The sequence below is a fragment of the Gemmatimonadaceae bacterium genome, assembly GCA_036273715.1.
Taxonomy (GTDB): Bacteria; Gemmatimonadota; Gemmatimonadetes; order Gemmatimonadales; family Gemmatimonadaceae; genus JADGGM01.
In genome coordinates, this window is the sequence record DASUHB010000021.1 from 1 (window position 1) to 16,557 (window position 16,557).

Consider the following 16,557-nt stretch of genomic DNA (forward strand, 5'->3'; position numbering starts at 1 on the left):
TTCCAGTTCTTCGGCATCGTGATCGTGACCGGCCACCTCAAGACAACTGGAACCGGCGGACACTTTACGGGCGGCGTGCTAGCGCAGAACGTCGACCTCGAGCAGAACACCGTTCTCGGAAACGCGGTAATTACTTACTCGAGCTGCGCGTCGAGCTATGCGATGAAGGCGATCGCGTCGCCCCAGCTCGCGTCTGGCCGCTCCTGGGTCGACCTCTATTGAGCTGACCACGTAGCGGTCCACCCCGCGAAGATTCGGTTCGACCAGCGCGCTTCGGCTGATACGATTCAGCCGGAGCGCGCTTTCTTTGGCACGTCCACTCCTGGAGGAGTCTGTGGCCGTGACCAAATGTCGTTGCCATCACCGCGGTGGCAGCAGCATCGTCGAGGCGCTCGCCGCCATCACACTGCTCGGCGTCGGCGTGCTCGGCATCGCCGCGACGGGCGTTGCCAGCCTGCGACTCGAAACGAGCGCCCACCGGCGCGCCCACGCTGCGTCTTCCGTTAGTACGCGGTTCGAACTGCTGCATCGCGCCGGTTGCGCGTCTGCCGCCGGAGCCGACAGCGCGCTCGGCGTTTCAGCCGTCTGGCGGAGCATTGGCGCCGATAGTATCCAGCAAAGCGTCGACAGCGTCGTGATTGTCGACCGACTCTCCGCACATCCGATCACAGAAGTCATCAAATCGGCGGCGCCATGCCGATGACCCGTGGATCGCTCCGGGGCTTCACGCTGATCGAGCTCCTCATCGGCCTTGTCGTTGCCGCCATCGTCGGAACGACGGCTATTTCGATAGCAGTGCGCCAGGAACATCTCGCATTTGCGCTCGGACAGATCATGGAAACGCGGCGAGCACTTCGCGAGGGAGCCGACGCGTTGCGGTACGACCTTCGGGCCACGGCGCCGCCGCGAGGCGGTATCTATGCCATGGGCGATACGTACCTCGAGTTTCGCATGGCGACCGGCTTCTCGATCCTCTGCGGGCTCGACTCCTCGCGCACGCTGCTCGTGTTTCCGTCTCGCTCATCGTCCGCAGCCAATCTCACCTCGTGGATCTCGGCGCCCGAGGCAGGTGACACCGTCCTCGTGTTCACTGCGCACGCCGATGCTGATTCCGCGCGCTGGGATGCGTACGCCATGGCATCAGCACCGACGTCGGGGCGTGGCTGTTCCGCCGATTTCAGACCGCCGGACGCCATCGCCTCAACCGTGTCCGTTCGCCTAACGAGTCCCGTGCCTCAGGGCGCTGGGCCTGGTGCCGCGCTGCGCTTCATTCGACGCGCTCGGTACGAGCTGTACAAGTCCGCGGACGGCGGCTGGTATCTCGGCTTTCGCGACTGTCTCGCTACGCGTGCGACGCCATGCGCCATCGTGCAGCCCGTGAGTGGCCCGTATGCGGCTGGCGGCATGCGCTTCGTCTTTCGAGACAGCGCGGACGTGCCAACCGCCGATCCGAGTCGCGTCACACGCATCGATGTCATCATGCGGGCCGCCAGTGCCGCGCGTTTGCATCTCCCGGGCATCCGGCCGGGGGTATTCGTCGATTCAGTGATATTCACCATTCGACCTCGCCGCTAATGCAAGATTGCCTTTACCCGCATGCACGGCGCAGCCGGCGCGGCGCTACGCTCATTCTGGTCTTGATACTGCTGGCCGTGCTGGGTGCACTCGCGGCCGGATCCTTCGTCGCGGCGCTGCACGAGGAACGCATCGAGAGCGCCGCGCTCGTACGCGCGAGCGCGTTCGCGGCAGCCGAACACGCGGCGTACACGGCGATTGCACCGCTACAGTGGCGCGCCGCGTGGGCGAATCAGCCTCCAGTTAGGCAGGTCGCTTCGCTCAGCGAGCGCTTGCCTGGAAGCGCTGCTGCGACGACAGGGATCTGGATGCTCACACCGTCGAGTGCGCTGATCCTCGCCGATGGCACTGCCGGTCTTCCGCCGCGTGCCGCGCATCGCCGCGTGGCATTGCTCGTGTCGTTTCACCGTCCCGTCATGCCCGCGGCCGCTGCCGTTGCCGAGAACGGCCTCTCCCTGCACGGCGGTTCGTCAATCGGTGGAGGAGGCGCCGGCCTTCTGGAGGATTGCCTAACGCCTGACTCCGATGTCGCCGCCGTGAGCGTCCCCGACCAGGTGCCGATCGACACCGGTGAATGCACGCCGGAAGGCTGCCTTCGCGCCACTCGGGTCGTCCGCGATACTGTTCTCGCGCTTCGGCCAGAAACGCTGGAGCAGTTCGGTCAGGTGGACCGCTCATTTCTTGCCAGCGTTGGGCGCCGACTGGCGCCCGGTATCACTCTGTCTCCGGCGCCTGTCGTCGATGCTGAAAACGCCTGCGATCCTAACGCTGACGCAAACCTGGGCGACCCGCTGCGCGTACTCGGACTCGAATCGCCGTGCGGCTCCTACTTCCCGGTCATCCACGCCACTGGCGATCTGACGCTTTCCGGCGGAGCAGGGCAGGGGATGCTGGTCGTTGATGGAAATCTCACTCTCATTGCAGGCGCACGATTTACGGGCGTGCTGCTCGTGCGGGGGGCGGCGCGGCTCGAGGCCAACTCCCGCCTCACGGGGATCGTGGTCGCCGATCGTCTATCGCTCACCGATGCGTCCGCGATCACGTACTCCGCATGCGCGGTCGAGAGCGCGTCGCATTCCGGTGCGCGTCCGTTTCCAGAAACGACCAGCTCCTGGACCGAGATGTTCTGACGTTTCGAGCGATCTTCCCGCTCGATCGCTACGACGTGTTTCAGTGGCGGTTCAGAAGTTACCTCCGCCCCATCGGGTCGTGTGACTGGTACCCAAGCGGACCGCATCCGCAATGGTGCGCACGCCCGTACCGCGAAGTCGATATCGCCACTCTTGTATCACGCGCGCTCACTCCATTCAACGCACGATCTCCCATGGGTCTCTTCAGTCGCAAGAAGACGTCGATCGGCCTCGACATCGGTTCCGGTCTCGTGAAGGTCGCCGTCATTGAACACGGCAAAGGCGAGCCCGAGCTGACGAAGGTCGCGATCGCTCCACTCCTCGCAGACGCGATTGTCGAAGGCGAGGTGATGGATCCAGGCATCGTTGCCGAGGCGGCGCGCAATGCGCTCTCCGCGGCCGGCATCAGCGGCCGCCCCGTGATTACGGCAGTCGGTGGCCGCGACGTGATCATCAAGAAGATCCAGATCGATCGTGTCAAAGAGCAGCAAGCGCGCGAGTTGATCCGGTGGGAAGCCGAGCAGCACGTGCCGTTCGATATGGAATCGGTCGAGCTCGACTTCCAGATCCTCGACCCGGACGCCGAAGGCCTGGAGATGAACGTCCTCCTCGTCGCCGCCAAGCGCGATCTGATCGAAAACAAGCTCCGCCTCCTAACGGACGCCGAGGTCGCGCCGAGCGTCGTCGATGTGGACGCATTCGCGCTGCACAACGCGTTCGAGGTGAATTATCCCGAAGCGATGAGCGGCGTCGTCTGCCTGGTGAACATCGGGCACGAGGTCACCAACATCAACATCATGGAAGACGGCGTGCCGCTGCTCACCCGCGACATCGCCGTCGGCACGCGCCGGTTCCGTGAGGATCTGCAGCGTGAGCGCGGCTTGAGCGCGGAAGAGGCGGACGGCCTGCTCCAGGGGTACGACCGCTCACCGCACCTCCAAGCAGTCACCGAGACGCGCGGCGAAGAGATCGCGACTGGTATCGAGCGCGCGGCTGCCTTCCTCGCGAGCTCGTCGCGCGTGACCAACAAACTGCGCGCCGCCTATACGAGCGGCGGCGGCTCGCGCGTTCCAGGCCTAACGGACGCCCTCGCGACCCGTCTGCGCATTCCGGTGGAGCAAGCCAACCCACTGCAGCGCTTGCGAGTACGTGACGGTGCTTTTGATTCGCTCGTCATCGACGATGTTGCTCCGCTCCTCATGCTCCCCATCGGGCTGGCGCTGCGCCAGGTCGCCTGATCTTCTCGCGAAGGCCGCGTAATGATCCAAATCAATCTCAATCCGGGTAGCGCGAAGAAGTCGCGCAGCCGCGGTGCCGGCGTGAACTTCGCCGGCGTTGCTGCCGGAGCGATTTCGCGAGTCAAAGATCCGTACCTGCTCGCCGCCGCCGGATCCGCCCTCTTCGCCGCGGCGATGGTGGGCCTCATGTACGTGCATCAGAACAGTCGCGCGTCCGATCTCGATGCCCAGCTGCAGACAGCGCAGCAGGATTCCATTCGATTCACGGCCGTCATCGTGCAGAAGCGCAAGGCCGAGACGCAGCGTGACTCGGTGGTCCGCCAGGTCGATCTGATCAAATCGTTCGACAACAAGCGCTACGTCTGGCCGCATCTCATGGATGAGATAAGCCGCGCGCTTCCACCGGAAACCTGGCTGACGTCGGTTGTGCAGAGCAACAACAGCTCGGCGGCGCAGCAGGATGAAGCGCCTCCGCCAACGGCCAAAGGCAAGAAGGCGGCAACGCCCAAGGGGCCGCCGCCGGTCGACACAACGAGTGTCCCGGTCGTCAAGGCGCACATCGTGGGTCAGACCGTCGACATTCAGGCCCTCACGCGATTCATGAAGCTCCTCGAGGCGTCGCCGTTCATACAGAACGTCACGCTCATCAAGTCATCGATTGTCATCGCCGATGGAAAGGAAGTCACCGAATTCCAGTTGGACGTCTCGTACCAGGCGCCCGATCCCTCTGCGATTAAGACCGTTCCTGTCTCGCTCTCGGTGAGGTAAGCGATGCCTGGGATGCCTAAAGGACAGCGGGAGCAATCGCTCGTGCTCGTCTGCGTGCTCGCGATCGCCGCGATCGGTCTCTACTGGTACATGGTCTACTCGCCGCGGTCGGATGCGCTCACGAAGCAGCAAACGCACATCGAGGCGCTCACCGCCATGAACCAGCGCGCCAAGTCCGAGATGAGCAAGGGCAACTTGAGCGAGCTGCGTGCCCAACTGGCCACGTATCAACAGAACCTGTCGCTCATTCGAACGCTCGTGCCCGCCGGAAACGAAGTGCCGGCGCTGCTCGAGCAGGTCTCGACCGCTGCACGGCACGCAGGGCTCGACCTTGCTTCCGTCGATCCGCAGCCGGTGCAGGAAGGCAGCAACTACGACACGTACCGCTACGGCATGGCGATGGTGGGCGGATATCACCAGCTCGCCGAGTTCTTCGCGAACGTCGGATCGCTCCAGCGTATCGTGCTGCCGGTGAATGTCCAGTTGACGCTCTCCACGAACACCAATGCGAAGGCCGCGCACACGGACCCGAACGCTGCGGTCATCGAAGCGCGCTTCCAGCTGCAGACGTTCGTGACGCACAATCCCGCGGAAGACGCGGACGATCAGCCTCCCCCGAAGAAGGGGGCGAAATCATGACGATGAGCAAACTCGCGCTCGCCCCGCTGGCGTCGGTGTGCATGTGCCTCGCCACGGCGTCGTTAGGCGCACAGCAGATTCCGGGCACCGCCGCGAAGAACGCAGCGCGCCGCGTCGTCGCGGCGACCAACGCCCACATCGATGCGATGCAGAACACGGACGGCCCGGCGCCTAAACGGCCGGCCGCGACCTCGACGCGCGCCGCGGACGCGACGCACAATCGGGCGCCGTCCGACCGGTCGACTGGTGGTGCCGCCCCTGCCGCGGCGTCGGCGCCGACGCACGGTCGCGCGGCGGCCGATCACGCGGCCCACGCCGCGGCAAAGGGCCGCGACACGGTGACCATCGGCGCACAAGGCCCGAGCGGAGACGGAACCACGTCGATCTCCGAACGCGGCGGCAAGAACGAAATCGCGCTCACGCGCGAAGTCTTCTCCTACAACGCCGACGGGCGGCGGGATCCATTCGTGTCGCTCATCGAGTCCGGAGAGCTCAGACCGATGGTGTCCGACCTCAGACTCGTCGTCGTGATCTACGATCCCGCTGGTCGATCCGTTGCCATTCTGCGCGACGTGTCGACGAAGGAGCAGTACCGCGTCAAGACGGGGCAGACGTTAGGCCGCATGCGCGTGGCGCGCATCGACGCCAAATCTGTCACGTTCACCCTGGAAGAATTCGGATACAGCCGGCAAGAAACGCTGGCGCTCAACGATTCCACGAGAGCGAGGTCGCAATGAGGCGGGTCTGTGCGCTGATCGGAATGACGTTCGCCGCGCTTGCAGCGCAGGCGTCCGTCGCCCGCGCCGCGACGGTCGGTAAGTTAGGCGGCGGTGAGGTGACGTCTCTCAGCGTCGTCCCGGCAGCCGGGCGCGCTGAAGTCGTCGTCGCCGTCGACGGATCCGTCGACATCGATGACTTTTCCCTGGCCAGTCCGCCCCGCATCGTCCTCGACCTGCGCGGCGCCAAGCTCGCCAATGCCGGCCGCATGTACGATCGCGTCGCCCGCGGCGGCATCACCAATGTGCGCGTGGCCCAGTATCGCGACAACATCGTCCGGCTGGTGATCGACCTCGACGGGCAGCATAGCTACACCGTCAACCGCACCTTGAACGAAGTGCACGTCGTGCTCGATCCGGACGCCGCGACCAAGACATCGTTCACCGCGTGGCGCGCGACGGCCGGCGGCGGCGATGCCTTCACTGCCGCCCAAGCACGTCAGGACGATCAATCGACCGATTCTCCTCGGCATACGGTGGTCAATCTCATGTCGCACGACCGGGCGGCCGCCGCGTCTTCGCAGCCGCGCATCACGATCAGCTATCAGGACTCCGATATCAAAGACGTGATCGCCGGTTTCGCCGTTTTCTCCGGCCGAACGATCGTCGCCGGCAAGGGTGTCACCGGAACCGTCTCTGCGGAAATCCGCGACCAGCCCTGGGATGTCGCCTTACGCGCCATCCTTGCATCGCAAGGGTACGCCGCCAAGGAAGACGCCGACGGCATCATCTCCGTCGACAGCTACGAGAACATCGCCAAGCAGCAGGCGACCGAGCCCCTGCAAACCCGCATCATCTCGGTCAACTACGCACGCGCCAGCTCCTTGGTCTCGACGGTCAAGTCGCTCCTGTCCAAGGATTGCCCTCCGAGCGCCGCCGGAGCGAACGGCGCCACGAACACCAGCGAGTGCAAGAGCCGCGGCGATGTCAGCGCCGACTCGGGCACGAACCGGCTGCTCGTGACCGACGTACCGTCGCGTCTCGAGGAGATCGCCAGCTACATCAAAGACCTCGACATCCGCACGCCGCAGGTCTCCATCAAGACTAAGATCATTCTCGTCGATCGCACGAACATCCAAGACATCGGCGTGAGCTACGATCTGGGCGACAACGGCACCTTCTTCAACAAGCTGGTGCAGCGCACGGATCCGAGCACGTTCAAGCCGGTCGACTCGAACGGTGACGGCGTTCCCGACGCCGTCGTCGGCACGCCTTTCCCGTCGAACACGCAGGTGATCAACATCGGCGGCAACTCGCTCGCCGCGGTGGCGAACGCCACGCAGCGTGTCGTCGACCCGGCGCTGTCGCTGATCTTCTCCACTGCGTTAGGCAAATTTAACCTCACCGCGTTCCTCGACGGGCTGCAGGAAGTGCGTCTGTCCGACGTCGAGGCCGAGCCGAGCATCGTCACGCTCGACAACCGGGAAGCGCAGATCCTGAACGGTGAAGAAACCCCGATTCGTATTGTCGATCTGGGGTCGCTCAGCCAGGGGACGGGCAACACGGCGCCGCGCGCCACGGTGACGTTCAAGGAGACCGGTATCATCCTCAAGGTGACGCCGCATATCACGAACAACCGCAAAATCCTCATGACCCTGCACGCCGAGCGGTCGCAGCTCCAGCCGGCGGCGTCCGACCTCGGCTACACGTTCCTCAAGCAGAGCGCGGACAACGAATTGCTGGTCGGTGATGGCGAAACCGCGGTCATCGGTGGCCTAACGACAACGCAGGTGCAGCAGTCCAAGTCCGGCATTCCGCTCCTGGTCGATCTCCCGTTCATCGGCAAGCTGTTCGGTGAGACCCGGACCCAGGAAGACAAAACCGATCTTCTGATTCTCGTCACACCCCACATTGTCGACGACGGTGACGCCATCGGCGCCCCCGGCGGCGACCGCTGAACCGAGAGCGACCTATGACGCGGAACCTGGCGCGCCTGGCGCGCATTTCTGACCACGCGCGCGCCGGTACGCCGGCGCACGCGGGCCGCCTCGCCGGCGGTGTGATTGCGTTGGCCGCGATCGTGTTCGCCGCGGCGTGCGTCGAAGGCAATGGCCCCGGTGGCGGCGTCATCGCCGACTCCGTTCCACCGGTCGTCACCGTCACGGCGGCAGCGCCGTCGTCCGATTCCGTCGTCGCGTTCAATGTGGTCGCGACCGACAACCTCGGTCTTCTCGACGTGCATGTCAGCGTTGCCGGTCCCGGCATCAGCGGCGCCTTCGATACGACATTCAACACGGCGGTCACCAATGTGACGCTGCCGTATACCGTGCCGGTTCCGTCAACGGTGCCCCCGGGCACGACGGTGACCGTCATCGCATCGGCCATCGATGGCGCACACAATGTTTCGAAACCCGACACGGTATTCCTCGGCACGGGCAACCAGTCGCCGTCGGTTGCGCTCATCACCAATCCCAAATCGACGGACACCGCCGTCGTCGGCTTTACGATGGCCGTATCGCTGAGCGGCAAGAGCCCGAGCTTGGTGAAGGCGCTCGGCTTCATCGCGAGCGGCGTGTTCGCCACGCCGGTCACCGACTCCGTGCTCTTCAACTCGCCGCTCAAGGACTCCGTCGGCGTCGACACCTCCGTTAGTCTCGTCGGTGCGTCCACTGGAACACTCACCCTCACGCCGTTCCTGCTGGATTCGCTCAAGCGGCGCGTCCTCGGTGTGCCCGTGAACGTCGTTGTGTCCAATTCGGCCTCAGGCAACACGATTCCGGTCGTCGACTTCGGCATCACGCCGCGTATCGAAGTGACCGACACGATGCACGTCAGCGCGCACGATCGCGGCGGAATTCGCTGGCTCGGCTACGAAGTGCGAAATCTCCCGAGCGATCCGAATACGTTCTTCGCCGCGGACTCCTTCCAGGTGTCGGGCAGCGTGAGTTCCGCGTTGCACACGTTCAACCTGGCGCTCAACATCACGACGTTCCCGAAGCAGGTACAGGTCTTTGGATTTGCGCGCAACAACACCGGCACGCGCGCGTACGCGCTGCTCGCCGACAACGTTACGCAGCGCGGCGACACCGTCACCGTCGTCGCCGGCCTGACGCGCAACCTTCCGTTGGGCGGCGTCATCGCCGACGCGTTGTTCCACAAGCCAACGAATCGATTGTACCTCAGCAATATCGAGAAGAACGAGCTCGAAGTCTTTGACCTCACCGACTCCTCGTTCCAGGCGCCGATCCCCGTCGGATCGCGCCCGTGGGGCCTCGCCGCCTGGCCGGCGAACCGCGATGGCACGATGGGCGACACCATTCTCGTTGCCAATTCCGGCGGCACGAACATCAGCTACGTCAACGTGCAAGGCAATGCGGACCAGGAAGTCTTCCGGTATCCGCTCCCTGAGATCGACGTCTTCACGGTCACGTCGCAGACGTCGTCGACGACAGGGCAAATCATCGAAAACAAAACGCAGCACAACTTCAGTGAACGCCCGCAGTTCCTCGCCGCGACGTGCTTGGGCCCGGTCTCGGGTGTCGCGCCGTGCGGTGACGTCGTGCTCCTCTACTCCACGACGCCGACCGCCGGACAGTCGCTGCCTTTCCAGAACCAGGGCACCGTTCGCTGGGAGAACCTGACGAAGAATACGTCGCACTTCTTCTTCGAGCAGGCGATGGGACAGTCACTGGGCCGGAGCGACACACTGGAAATCGATCGGCATCCGGCACAAGGTGTCGGCGCCGACACCGTTCTCGTGCCGTTCCGCCAATTCGGTGCGCCGACGGACACGATCGGCTACTCCATCGTCGTGCAGATCGGCCAACTCGCCTTCCGCGACACCACCTTCGTCCGAAACTCCGGCAACTTCCGGCGGGCCGTGATCGGCGAAGGGGGCGCTGTGTTGGGCAGCCGCGCAATGATGTACGATGACAGCGCCGGCTTCCAAACGAGGTTCACCAACGCGTTAGGCACCTTCACGGCGCCCGTCCCGGCTGTGGACAACGGAATCTCGCCCGCGGTCGAAGTCACGGACTTCATCGCCAACTCGTTCGCGAGGATCGGAAGCGCCGCCATCAACTTCGACGGCGGCTTGGCAGCCATCCGCGGTGATTCGACGTACCTCATCGACCGCACACTCCGGCTTCAGGGCCTGCTTCAAACGTCCGGCGGAAACGCTGGGTTCGATTTCCAGCCCGATAACACCGGCATCGGTGGAAGCTCTTCGGCGCCTGGTACACGACTCAGCTTCGCAGCCTCGTCCTCACCGCAGATCGAGGTCTACGATACGTATCGCTTTAGTCGATGCATGATCTTACCCACGAGAGACCCGATCATCGGACCGATCAGGGCAGGGAAGGACGCTGCGGGCAATACCATCATTGTGGGTGCCACGCAATTCGGAGTCGTGATCGCCACCGTTTCTCAAGCGCAGCTGCTCGCGAACTGTCCGCAGAACTAAGAGGTAGCACGGACGTGTAGCTGCTCATTCCATTTGATTGCGCGAAAACGTGGAGGCGTGGTAGCATTCGGTGCTGCCACGCCTCCTTTTCGTCGGCGATTTTGCACGGTACGCGGTACCACGTGCCAAGCCGACGTTCCGTTATCCGCGCCACTCCAGTGCCCTTCCTTCGTTTCACCACCGCAGGCGAATCTCACGGGCCGGCACTCGTATGCATTCTCGAGGGCATGCCCGCTGGCCTTTCCATCTCTGCGGAAGAGATCAACGTCGATCTCGCACGCCGGCAGCAGGGCTACGGTCGCGGCCGACGGATGCAGATAGAGAAGGATGCGGTGGAGCTGCTCTCCGGTGTGCGCGCGGGTGCCACCATTGGCTCGCCGATCGCGATGCTTATCGCCAATCGCGACTGGAAGAACTGGCAGGAAATCATGGATTCGGCCGTGCGCGACGGCGATCCATCGCCGAGGAAGCGGGCGGTCACGCGACCGCGTCCGGGGCACGCCGACTTATCCGGTATGCTCAAGTACGAGCGGTCGGATGCGCGCGACATTCTCGAGCGCGCCTCAGCGCGCGAAACCACGGCGCGCGTCGCCGCGGGTGCAGTCTGCCGCGTTTTCTTGCGCGAGTTCGGCGTGCGCATTGCCAGCCACGTCGTGCATCTGGGCGGCATCGACGCACGTCGGCCGGATCCATTCCCAGATGATATCAACGCCGCGGCCGACCAATCTCCCGTGCGTACGCTCGATGGCGAAGCGGCGACTCGGATGGTCGAGCGCATCGATCAAGTCAAGCGCGAAGGCAATACGCTTGGCGGCATCTGCGAAGTTGTCTGCGACGGGCTGCCTGTCGGACTCGGCTCGCACGTTTCATGGGATCGGAAGCTCGACGGTCGGTTAGCCGGGGCGATGATGTCGATCCACGCGGTGAAGGCAGTCGAGATCGGTATCGGCTTCGAGGCCGCGCGTCGCACCGGCGCAGAATCGCATGACGAAATCGAGATGGCGCCGGCTCGAGAAGTGCCGCGGACGGGCAACGTTCGCCGCCTAACGAATCGCGCCGGTGGTTTGGAGGGAGGCATCACGAACGGTGAGCCGTTGGTCATTCGCGTCGGTATGAAGCCGATCAGCACGCTCATGCGCCCGCTGCAAACGATCGACGTCGCCACCGGCGAAGGCGCACAGGCCGTCGCCGAACGTTCGGATGTGACGGCTGTGCCGGCGATGGGTGTGATAGCAGAAGGGATGGCGGCGTTCGTGCTTGCCCAGGCATTTCTGGAGAAATTCGGCGGCGACTCGATGAGTGAAGTGCATCGCAGTTACGAGAGCTACGTCGCCAGCATCGGGTCACGCATCGGCGGAAAGGCGCCCGCGTGAGCGGCGACCGATTCGCCCGGCCCAACCGTAGTGACGCGTGACCGCCCACGTCATTCTGGTCGGCCTACCGGGTGCCGGCAAAACCTCGGTCGGCCGAATGCTGTCTCGCCGGTTGAACCGCCCGCTGCTCGACTTCGACGAGGAACTGGAGCGACGAACCGGTCTGAGCGTGCCGGATATCTTTCGCATCCATGGCGAAGCGCACTTTCGTCGCCTGGAATTGGACTTAACCCGGGAAGTTGCGGCGTTTCAGGGTGCCATTTTGGCACCGGGAGGTGGTTGGGCGACTATTCCGGGCGCGATGGCACTATTGCGTCCCCCGGCGCGTATGATTTACCTCCGGGTCGCGCCCGAAGTCGCAATACTAAGGATGGGCGCTGCTCGGAGCCGGCGCCCACTGTTGGATGCGCCGCAACCGCTCGAAGTGCTGCGCCACCTGGCTGAGCAGCGAGAGCAGGCGTACCTCCAGGCAGACGACGTTATAAGTACCGATCACATTGATGTTGAAGCACTTGCGGCTCAGATTGCTCGACTCGTCGACCCATCCAGCGGCTCTCGTGTATAGCTCGAAGCTGCTGGGGCCATCGGCGATTCAGGCGAAAATGATAGGATTCACCTCGCGGGATTTTGGCACGGTAACGTCAAAGCGTTGCCTCGATCTTCCTGCATCAGTTGCTGGAAAAGTCCCCGACTTGGTGACGGAACCATGACTTTTCGCGTGCTCGGACCTCATGAACGGGGCCGCTTTACGCCCGATGCATGGGGACATCTCATATCGATGAACGGCGCCGGTATGCTCAACGCTGTGGAGCTCGAACATGTCATCGAACGGGCGCTGAGCCAGATCGATGGCCGAATCGCGCTCGACGACTTGCGCGTCCTGATGGAGGGCGCGGGCTACATGGATGACGGGCTCGGCGGCGACAACGTGACCATACACTGATTCCATGGCTGCGAAGAAGACTATAAAGAAGACCCGCAAGGGCGCGAAGCAAGACAAGAACGAGACGGACGCAAACCCGTTGGGAACGCGTCGGCGTTCCAACGGGGCCGTTGCCGCCGCCGAACCGGCATCTCGCACATCGCGCGCGAGGAGCCCAGGACGCCGCACGTCCCGACGCGGGCAATCCGAGGAGCCGCTGGATCTCGCGACCGTTGCCGGCAAGTCGCTGGTCATCGTCGAATCCCCGGCGAAAGCCCGCACGATCGGCAAATATCTCGGACCGTCGTATCGGGTTCGTGCCACGGTCGGCCACGTTCGCGATCTGCCTGAGAAAGGGTTAGGCATCGACGTCGAGCATGGCTTCAAGCCGACCTACGTGACGGTCCCAGGCAAAGAAAAAACGCTCGCGGAACTGAAGAGCGCTGCGAAAGTCGCAGAGCGCGTGTTCCTCGCCACTGACCCAGACCGCGAGGGCGAGGCAATCGCCTGGCACGTGGCGGAGACCATCAAGCACAAGGGCAGCGCCCCGGTCCGTAGAGTGATGTTCCATGAGATCACCCGGGACGCAGTGCAAAACGCGATTCAGAACGCAACGTCGATCGATGAGCGCAAAGTCGAAGCTCAACAGGCACGACGAGTTCTCGATCGCTTGGTCGGCTACAAAGCCAGCCCCCTTCTATGGAAGACAGTCAAGAAGGGACTGTCGGCTGGACGAGTTCAAACCGTCGCGCTCCGTCTCATTGTCGAGCGCGAACGCGAGATCCGTGCGTTCAAACCGGTCGAATACTGGTCCATCGAAGCGCTGCTCGAAAAAGATCAGCAACGGTTCACCGCCAAGCTTCATCAGTTGGACGGCAAAAAACCCGAGATCGGCAGCGAAAAGGATGCGAAAGCCATTCTTGCGGACCTCGAGAATAGAAAGACGTTCACAGTCACGAACGTCCGCCGACGCGAACGTCGCAAGAATTCAGCGCCACCGTTCACGACCAGCACGTTGCAGCAAGAAGCCGCCAAGAAACTTGGCTTCGGTTCAAAGCGAACCATGCGCGTCGCCCAGGACTTGTACGAGGGCATCGAGCTCGGTGCCGAGGGCGCGGTCGGACTCATCACCTACATGCGCACCGACTCGACGCGCGTTGCGGAGAGTTCCGCGGTGCAAGCGCGCGATGTGCTGGCGGCGCTGTTCGGAAAGGACCATCTCGCCGCAGGTCCGCAGCTCTTCGGCAAGGCGCAACAGGCCAACGCGCAGGACGCACACGAGGCCGTTAGGCCGACTGACCCGTCGCGCCGCCCCGATCAGGTTCGCAAGTTCCTGTCGAGCGATCAGTTCAAACTCTACGAGCTCGTGTGGAAGCGATTCATGGCATCGCAGATGGCGCCGGCGGTGTTCGACACGACCACCGTCGACTTCGATCTGGGTCGCTGCCTGTTCCGCTCCACCGGCAGCGTGATCAAGTTCGACGGGTTCCTCGCGCTGTACCGCGAAACGCACGAAGAAGGCGAAGGCCGCGCGCTCGAAGATGAGCAGGCCCTGCCAATCCTCGAGGCCAACGAGAGCGTCCCCGTACGCGAAATCACGCCGCACCAGCACTTCACCGAACCGCCGCCGCGTTTCAGCGAGGCGAGTCTCGTCAAAGAGCTCGAGCGACTCGGCATCGGCCGTCCGTCGACGTACGCGTCGATCATTTCAGTGCTCGCCGATCGCCACTATGTCACGCTCGAACAGCGGCGGTTCACACCCACGCCGTTGGGCGAGACGGTCGCCAAAATCATGGTCCACCAGTTCCCCGACATCTTCAACGTCGCGTTCACGTCGAACATGGAAGGAGAGCTGGACAAGATCGAGGAAGGCGAAATGGGATGGCGTCGTGTCCTCGAGGAATTCTACGGACCGTTCGCACAGTCGCTCGACAAGGCAAACATCGAAGACCTCATTGCGCGCGCGCACGACTTGTCGGCCATAGAAAAGGAACGCTGTCCAAAGGATGGCGGACGACTCGTTCCGAAAGGCGGCATATTCGGTCCGTATCTGGCCTGCGAGAATCGCCCAGACTGCGACTACACCAAACCACTCGGCCGCGATCGGAAACCTGCGGTGATGACCGACGAGATTTGCCAGGAATGCGGTGCCCGGATGGTCATTCGCCACGGCCGCTCCGGCGAATTTCTCGGTTGCAGCCGGTTTCCGAAGTGCCGCGGGACACGCGCCCTGCCGACTGGTGTCAAGTGCCCGAAGGACGGCGGCGACATTATTCAGCTGCGCTCGAAACGCGGTGGCCGCGCGTTCTACGGATGCGTGAACCACCCGAATTGCGATTTCGTGGCGTGGAACAAGCCCACGCTCGAGCAATGTCCCGATTGCGGGTTCGTCGGCGCGGAAATGAAGTCCACCAAGGCTCGCGGCGACTTTCGGAAGTGCCTCAAGTGCGGCAACGAATGGGATGTGTCGCCGGCTCAGGAGCCCGCTGCCGTCGCGGGATAGCGTCCTGAACCTCGCTACATTCAACGGCCAGCGTTAGGTTCTGGCCATGATCACCGTTGTCGGCGGCGGCCTCGCCGGATCCGAAGCAGCCTGGCAACTCGCCGAGCGCGGCCACGATGTCGCGCTCGTCGAGATGCGCCCGGTAGTCGGCACGCCCGCCCACAAGACCGACCGTTTGGCCGAGCTCGTGTGCTCGAACACGTTCAAGAGCACGGAGGAGACCAACGCGCACGGGCTCCTTAAGCGCGAGATGCGGAGCCTCGGCTCACTCATCTTATGGGCAGCGGACCAAGCCCGCGTGCCCGGCGGGTCTGCGCTCGCGGTCGATCGGGACGTCTTCTCGACCGCGGTTACCGAACGCCTCTCAGCCCATCCGCGGATATCCATTGAACGCCGGGAAGCAACGGAGCTTCCGACGCCAGCCATCGTCGCGACCGGCCCACTCACCTCGGACGCGCTCGCACAATCCATTCGTGCACGGCTCGGCGTCCAGGCACTCGCGTTCTACGATGCGATCGCGCCGGTAGTCGATCGGGACTCGATCGATCACGAGGTGGTATTTCGCGCGTCGCGGTATGGCAAGGAAACGATGCGCGATGCCGCGCCGGACGGCGCGTATCTCAACTGCCCGCTAGATCGCCATCAGTACTCGGACTTCATCGACGCGCTGCTCGCGGCGGATCAGTACAGCGCACACGAATTCGACGCGGTGCCGTACTTCGAGGGCTGCATGCCGATCGAGGAGATGGCGCGGCGCGGACGCGATACGCTTCGATTCGGGCCGCTCAAACCTGTCGGGCTTCGCGATCCACGTACGTCGCGTGAGCCCTACGCGGTTGTCCAGTTGCGTCAGGAAGACCGCGGCGCGCGTATGTGGAACATCGTAGGCTTTCAGACTCGTCTTCGGACCGGTGACCAGCAGCGCGTATTCCGCATGATTCCCGGGCTCGGGAACAGCGAGTTTCTGCGGTTCGGATCGATTCATCGGAATTCATATCTGAATACGCCCGCCGCGTTGTCGACACATCTCTCATTGCGCGACGACCCGCGCGTGTTGTTCGCCGGTCAGATTACCGGCGTGGAAGGGTATACGGAGAGCACGGCCACGGGTCTCATCGCGGGATTGAATCTTGCCCGCCTAACGGAAGGACTCGACCCCGTCGTGCCGCCGCCCACCACGATGATCGGCGCGCTCTACCGCTATCTGCGCGAGGCGAGGCCGGAGCACTTC

At 63.6% G+C, this 16,557-nt stretch carries 15 protein-coding genes; all 15 read left to right on the forward strand.

Translation table 11 applies throughout. The features are described 5' to 3' along the window. The coding region (locus tag VFW04_03695) for a hypothetical protein (protein HEX5178407.1) at window positions 1-222 on the forward strand (222 nt) is incomplete at its 5' end. A gap of 118 nt (window positions 223-340) precedes the next feature. Further along, window positions 341-703: a hypothetical protein gene (locus tag VFW04_03700; protein HEX5178408.1), complete on the forward strand. Its 363-nt coding sequence runs from the start codon at window positions 341-343 to the stop codon at window positions 701-703. Continuing rightward, the gene (locus VFW04_03705) at window positions 694-1,575 is read left to right on the forward strand and encodes a type II secretion system protein (GenBank protein HEX5178409.1); all 882 of its coding nucleotides are present in this window, start codon (window positions 694-696) and stop codon (window positions 1,573-1,575) included. Before VFW04_03700 ends, VFW04_03705 begins: the two co-directional genes overlap by 10 nt. Then, a complete protein-coding gene (locus VFW04_03710) occupies window positions 1,575-2,705 on the forward strand; it encodes a polymer-forming cytoskeletal protein (GenBank protein HEX5178410.1) in 1,131 nt (376 codons plus the stop codon). Before VFW04_03705 ends, VFW04_03710 begins: the two co-directional genes overlap by 1 nt. 194 nt (window positions 2,706-2,899) lie before the next feature. Then, a complete protein-coding gene (gene pilM / locus VFW04_03715; GenBank protein HEX5178411.1) occupies window positions 2,900-3,943 on the forward strand; it encodes a type IV pilus assembly protein PilM in 1,044 nt (347 codons plus the stop codon). A 21-nt stretch (window positions 3,944-3,964) separates the two neighbouring features. Continuing rightward, window positions 3,965-4,711, forward strand: a complete 747-nt coding sequence (locus VFW04_03720) for a PilN domain-containing protein (GenBank protein ID HEX5178412.1) — start codon at window positions 3,965-3,967, stop codon at window positions 4,709-4,711. 3 nt (window positions 4,712-4,714) lie between these two features. Next, on the forward strand, window positions 4,715-5,350 hold the full coding sequence (gene pilO / locus VFW04_03725; protein ID HEX5178413.1) for a type 4a pilus biogenesis protein PilO: 636 nt from the start codon (window positions 4,715-4,717) through the stop codon (window positions 5,348-5,350). Continuing rightward, on the forward strand, window positions 5,347-6,087 hold the full coding sequence (locus tag VFW04_03730) for a hypothetical protein (GenBank protein HEX5178414.1): 741 nt from the start codon (window positions 5,347-5,349) through the stop codon (window positions 6,085-6,087). The genes pilO and VFW04_03730 overlap by 4 nt, the downstream gene beginning before the upstream one ends. Next, window positions 6,084-8,024 (forward strand): AMIN domain-containing protein, encoded by a 1,941-nt coding sequence (locus VFW04_03735; GenBank protein HEX5178415.1) that lies wholly within the window; start codon window positions 6,084-6,086, stop codon window positions 8,022-8,024. Before VFW04_03730 ends, VFW04_03735 begins: the two co-directional genes overlap by 4 nt. Window positions 8,025-8,038: 14 nt before the next feature. After that, a complete protein-coding gene (locus VFW04_03740) occupies window positions 8,039-10,528 on the forward strand; it encodes a hypothetical protein (GenBank protein ID HEX5178416.1) in 2,490 nt (829 codons plus the stop codon). Window positions 10,529-10,686: 158 nt separating this feature from the next. Beyond that, a complete protein-coding gene (aroC, locus tag VFW04_03745; protein ID HEX5178417.1) occupies window positions 10,687-11,901 on the forward strand; it encodes a chorismate synthase in 1,215 nt (404 codons plus the stop codon). Between the two features lie 37 nt (window positions 11,902-11,938). After that, window positions 11,939-12,466, forward strand: coding sequence for a shikimate kinase (locus tag VFW04_03750; GenBank protein HEX5178418.1), 528 nt, complete (start codon window positions 11,939-11,941; stop codon window positions 12,464-12,466). Window positions 12,467-12,607: 141 nt separating this feature from the next. Beyond that, window positions 12,608-12,844: a DUF494 family protein gene (locus VFW04_03755; GenBank protein HEX5178419.1), complete on the forward strand. Its 237-nt coding sequence runs from the start codon at window positions 12,608-12,610 to the stop codon at window positions 12,842-12,844. A 4-nt stretch (window positions 12,845-12,848) separates the two neighbouring features. Next, the gene (gene topA / locus VFW04_03760) at window positions 12,849-15,326 is read left to right on the forward strand and encodes a type I DNA topoisomerase (GenBank protein HEX5178420.1); all 2,478 of its coding nucleotides are present in this window, start codon (window positions 12,849-12,851) and stop codon (window positions 15,324-15,326) included. Window positions 15,327-15,372: 46 nt separating this feature from the next. Further along, window positions 15,373-16,557: methylenetetrahydrofolate--tRNA-(uracil(54)-C(5))-methyltransferase (FADH(2)-oxidizing) TrmFO (trmFO, locus tag VFW04_03765; protein HEX5178421.1), on the forward strand; the 1,185-nt coding region annotated here is incomplete at its 3' end.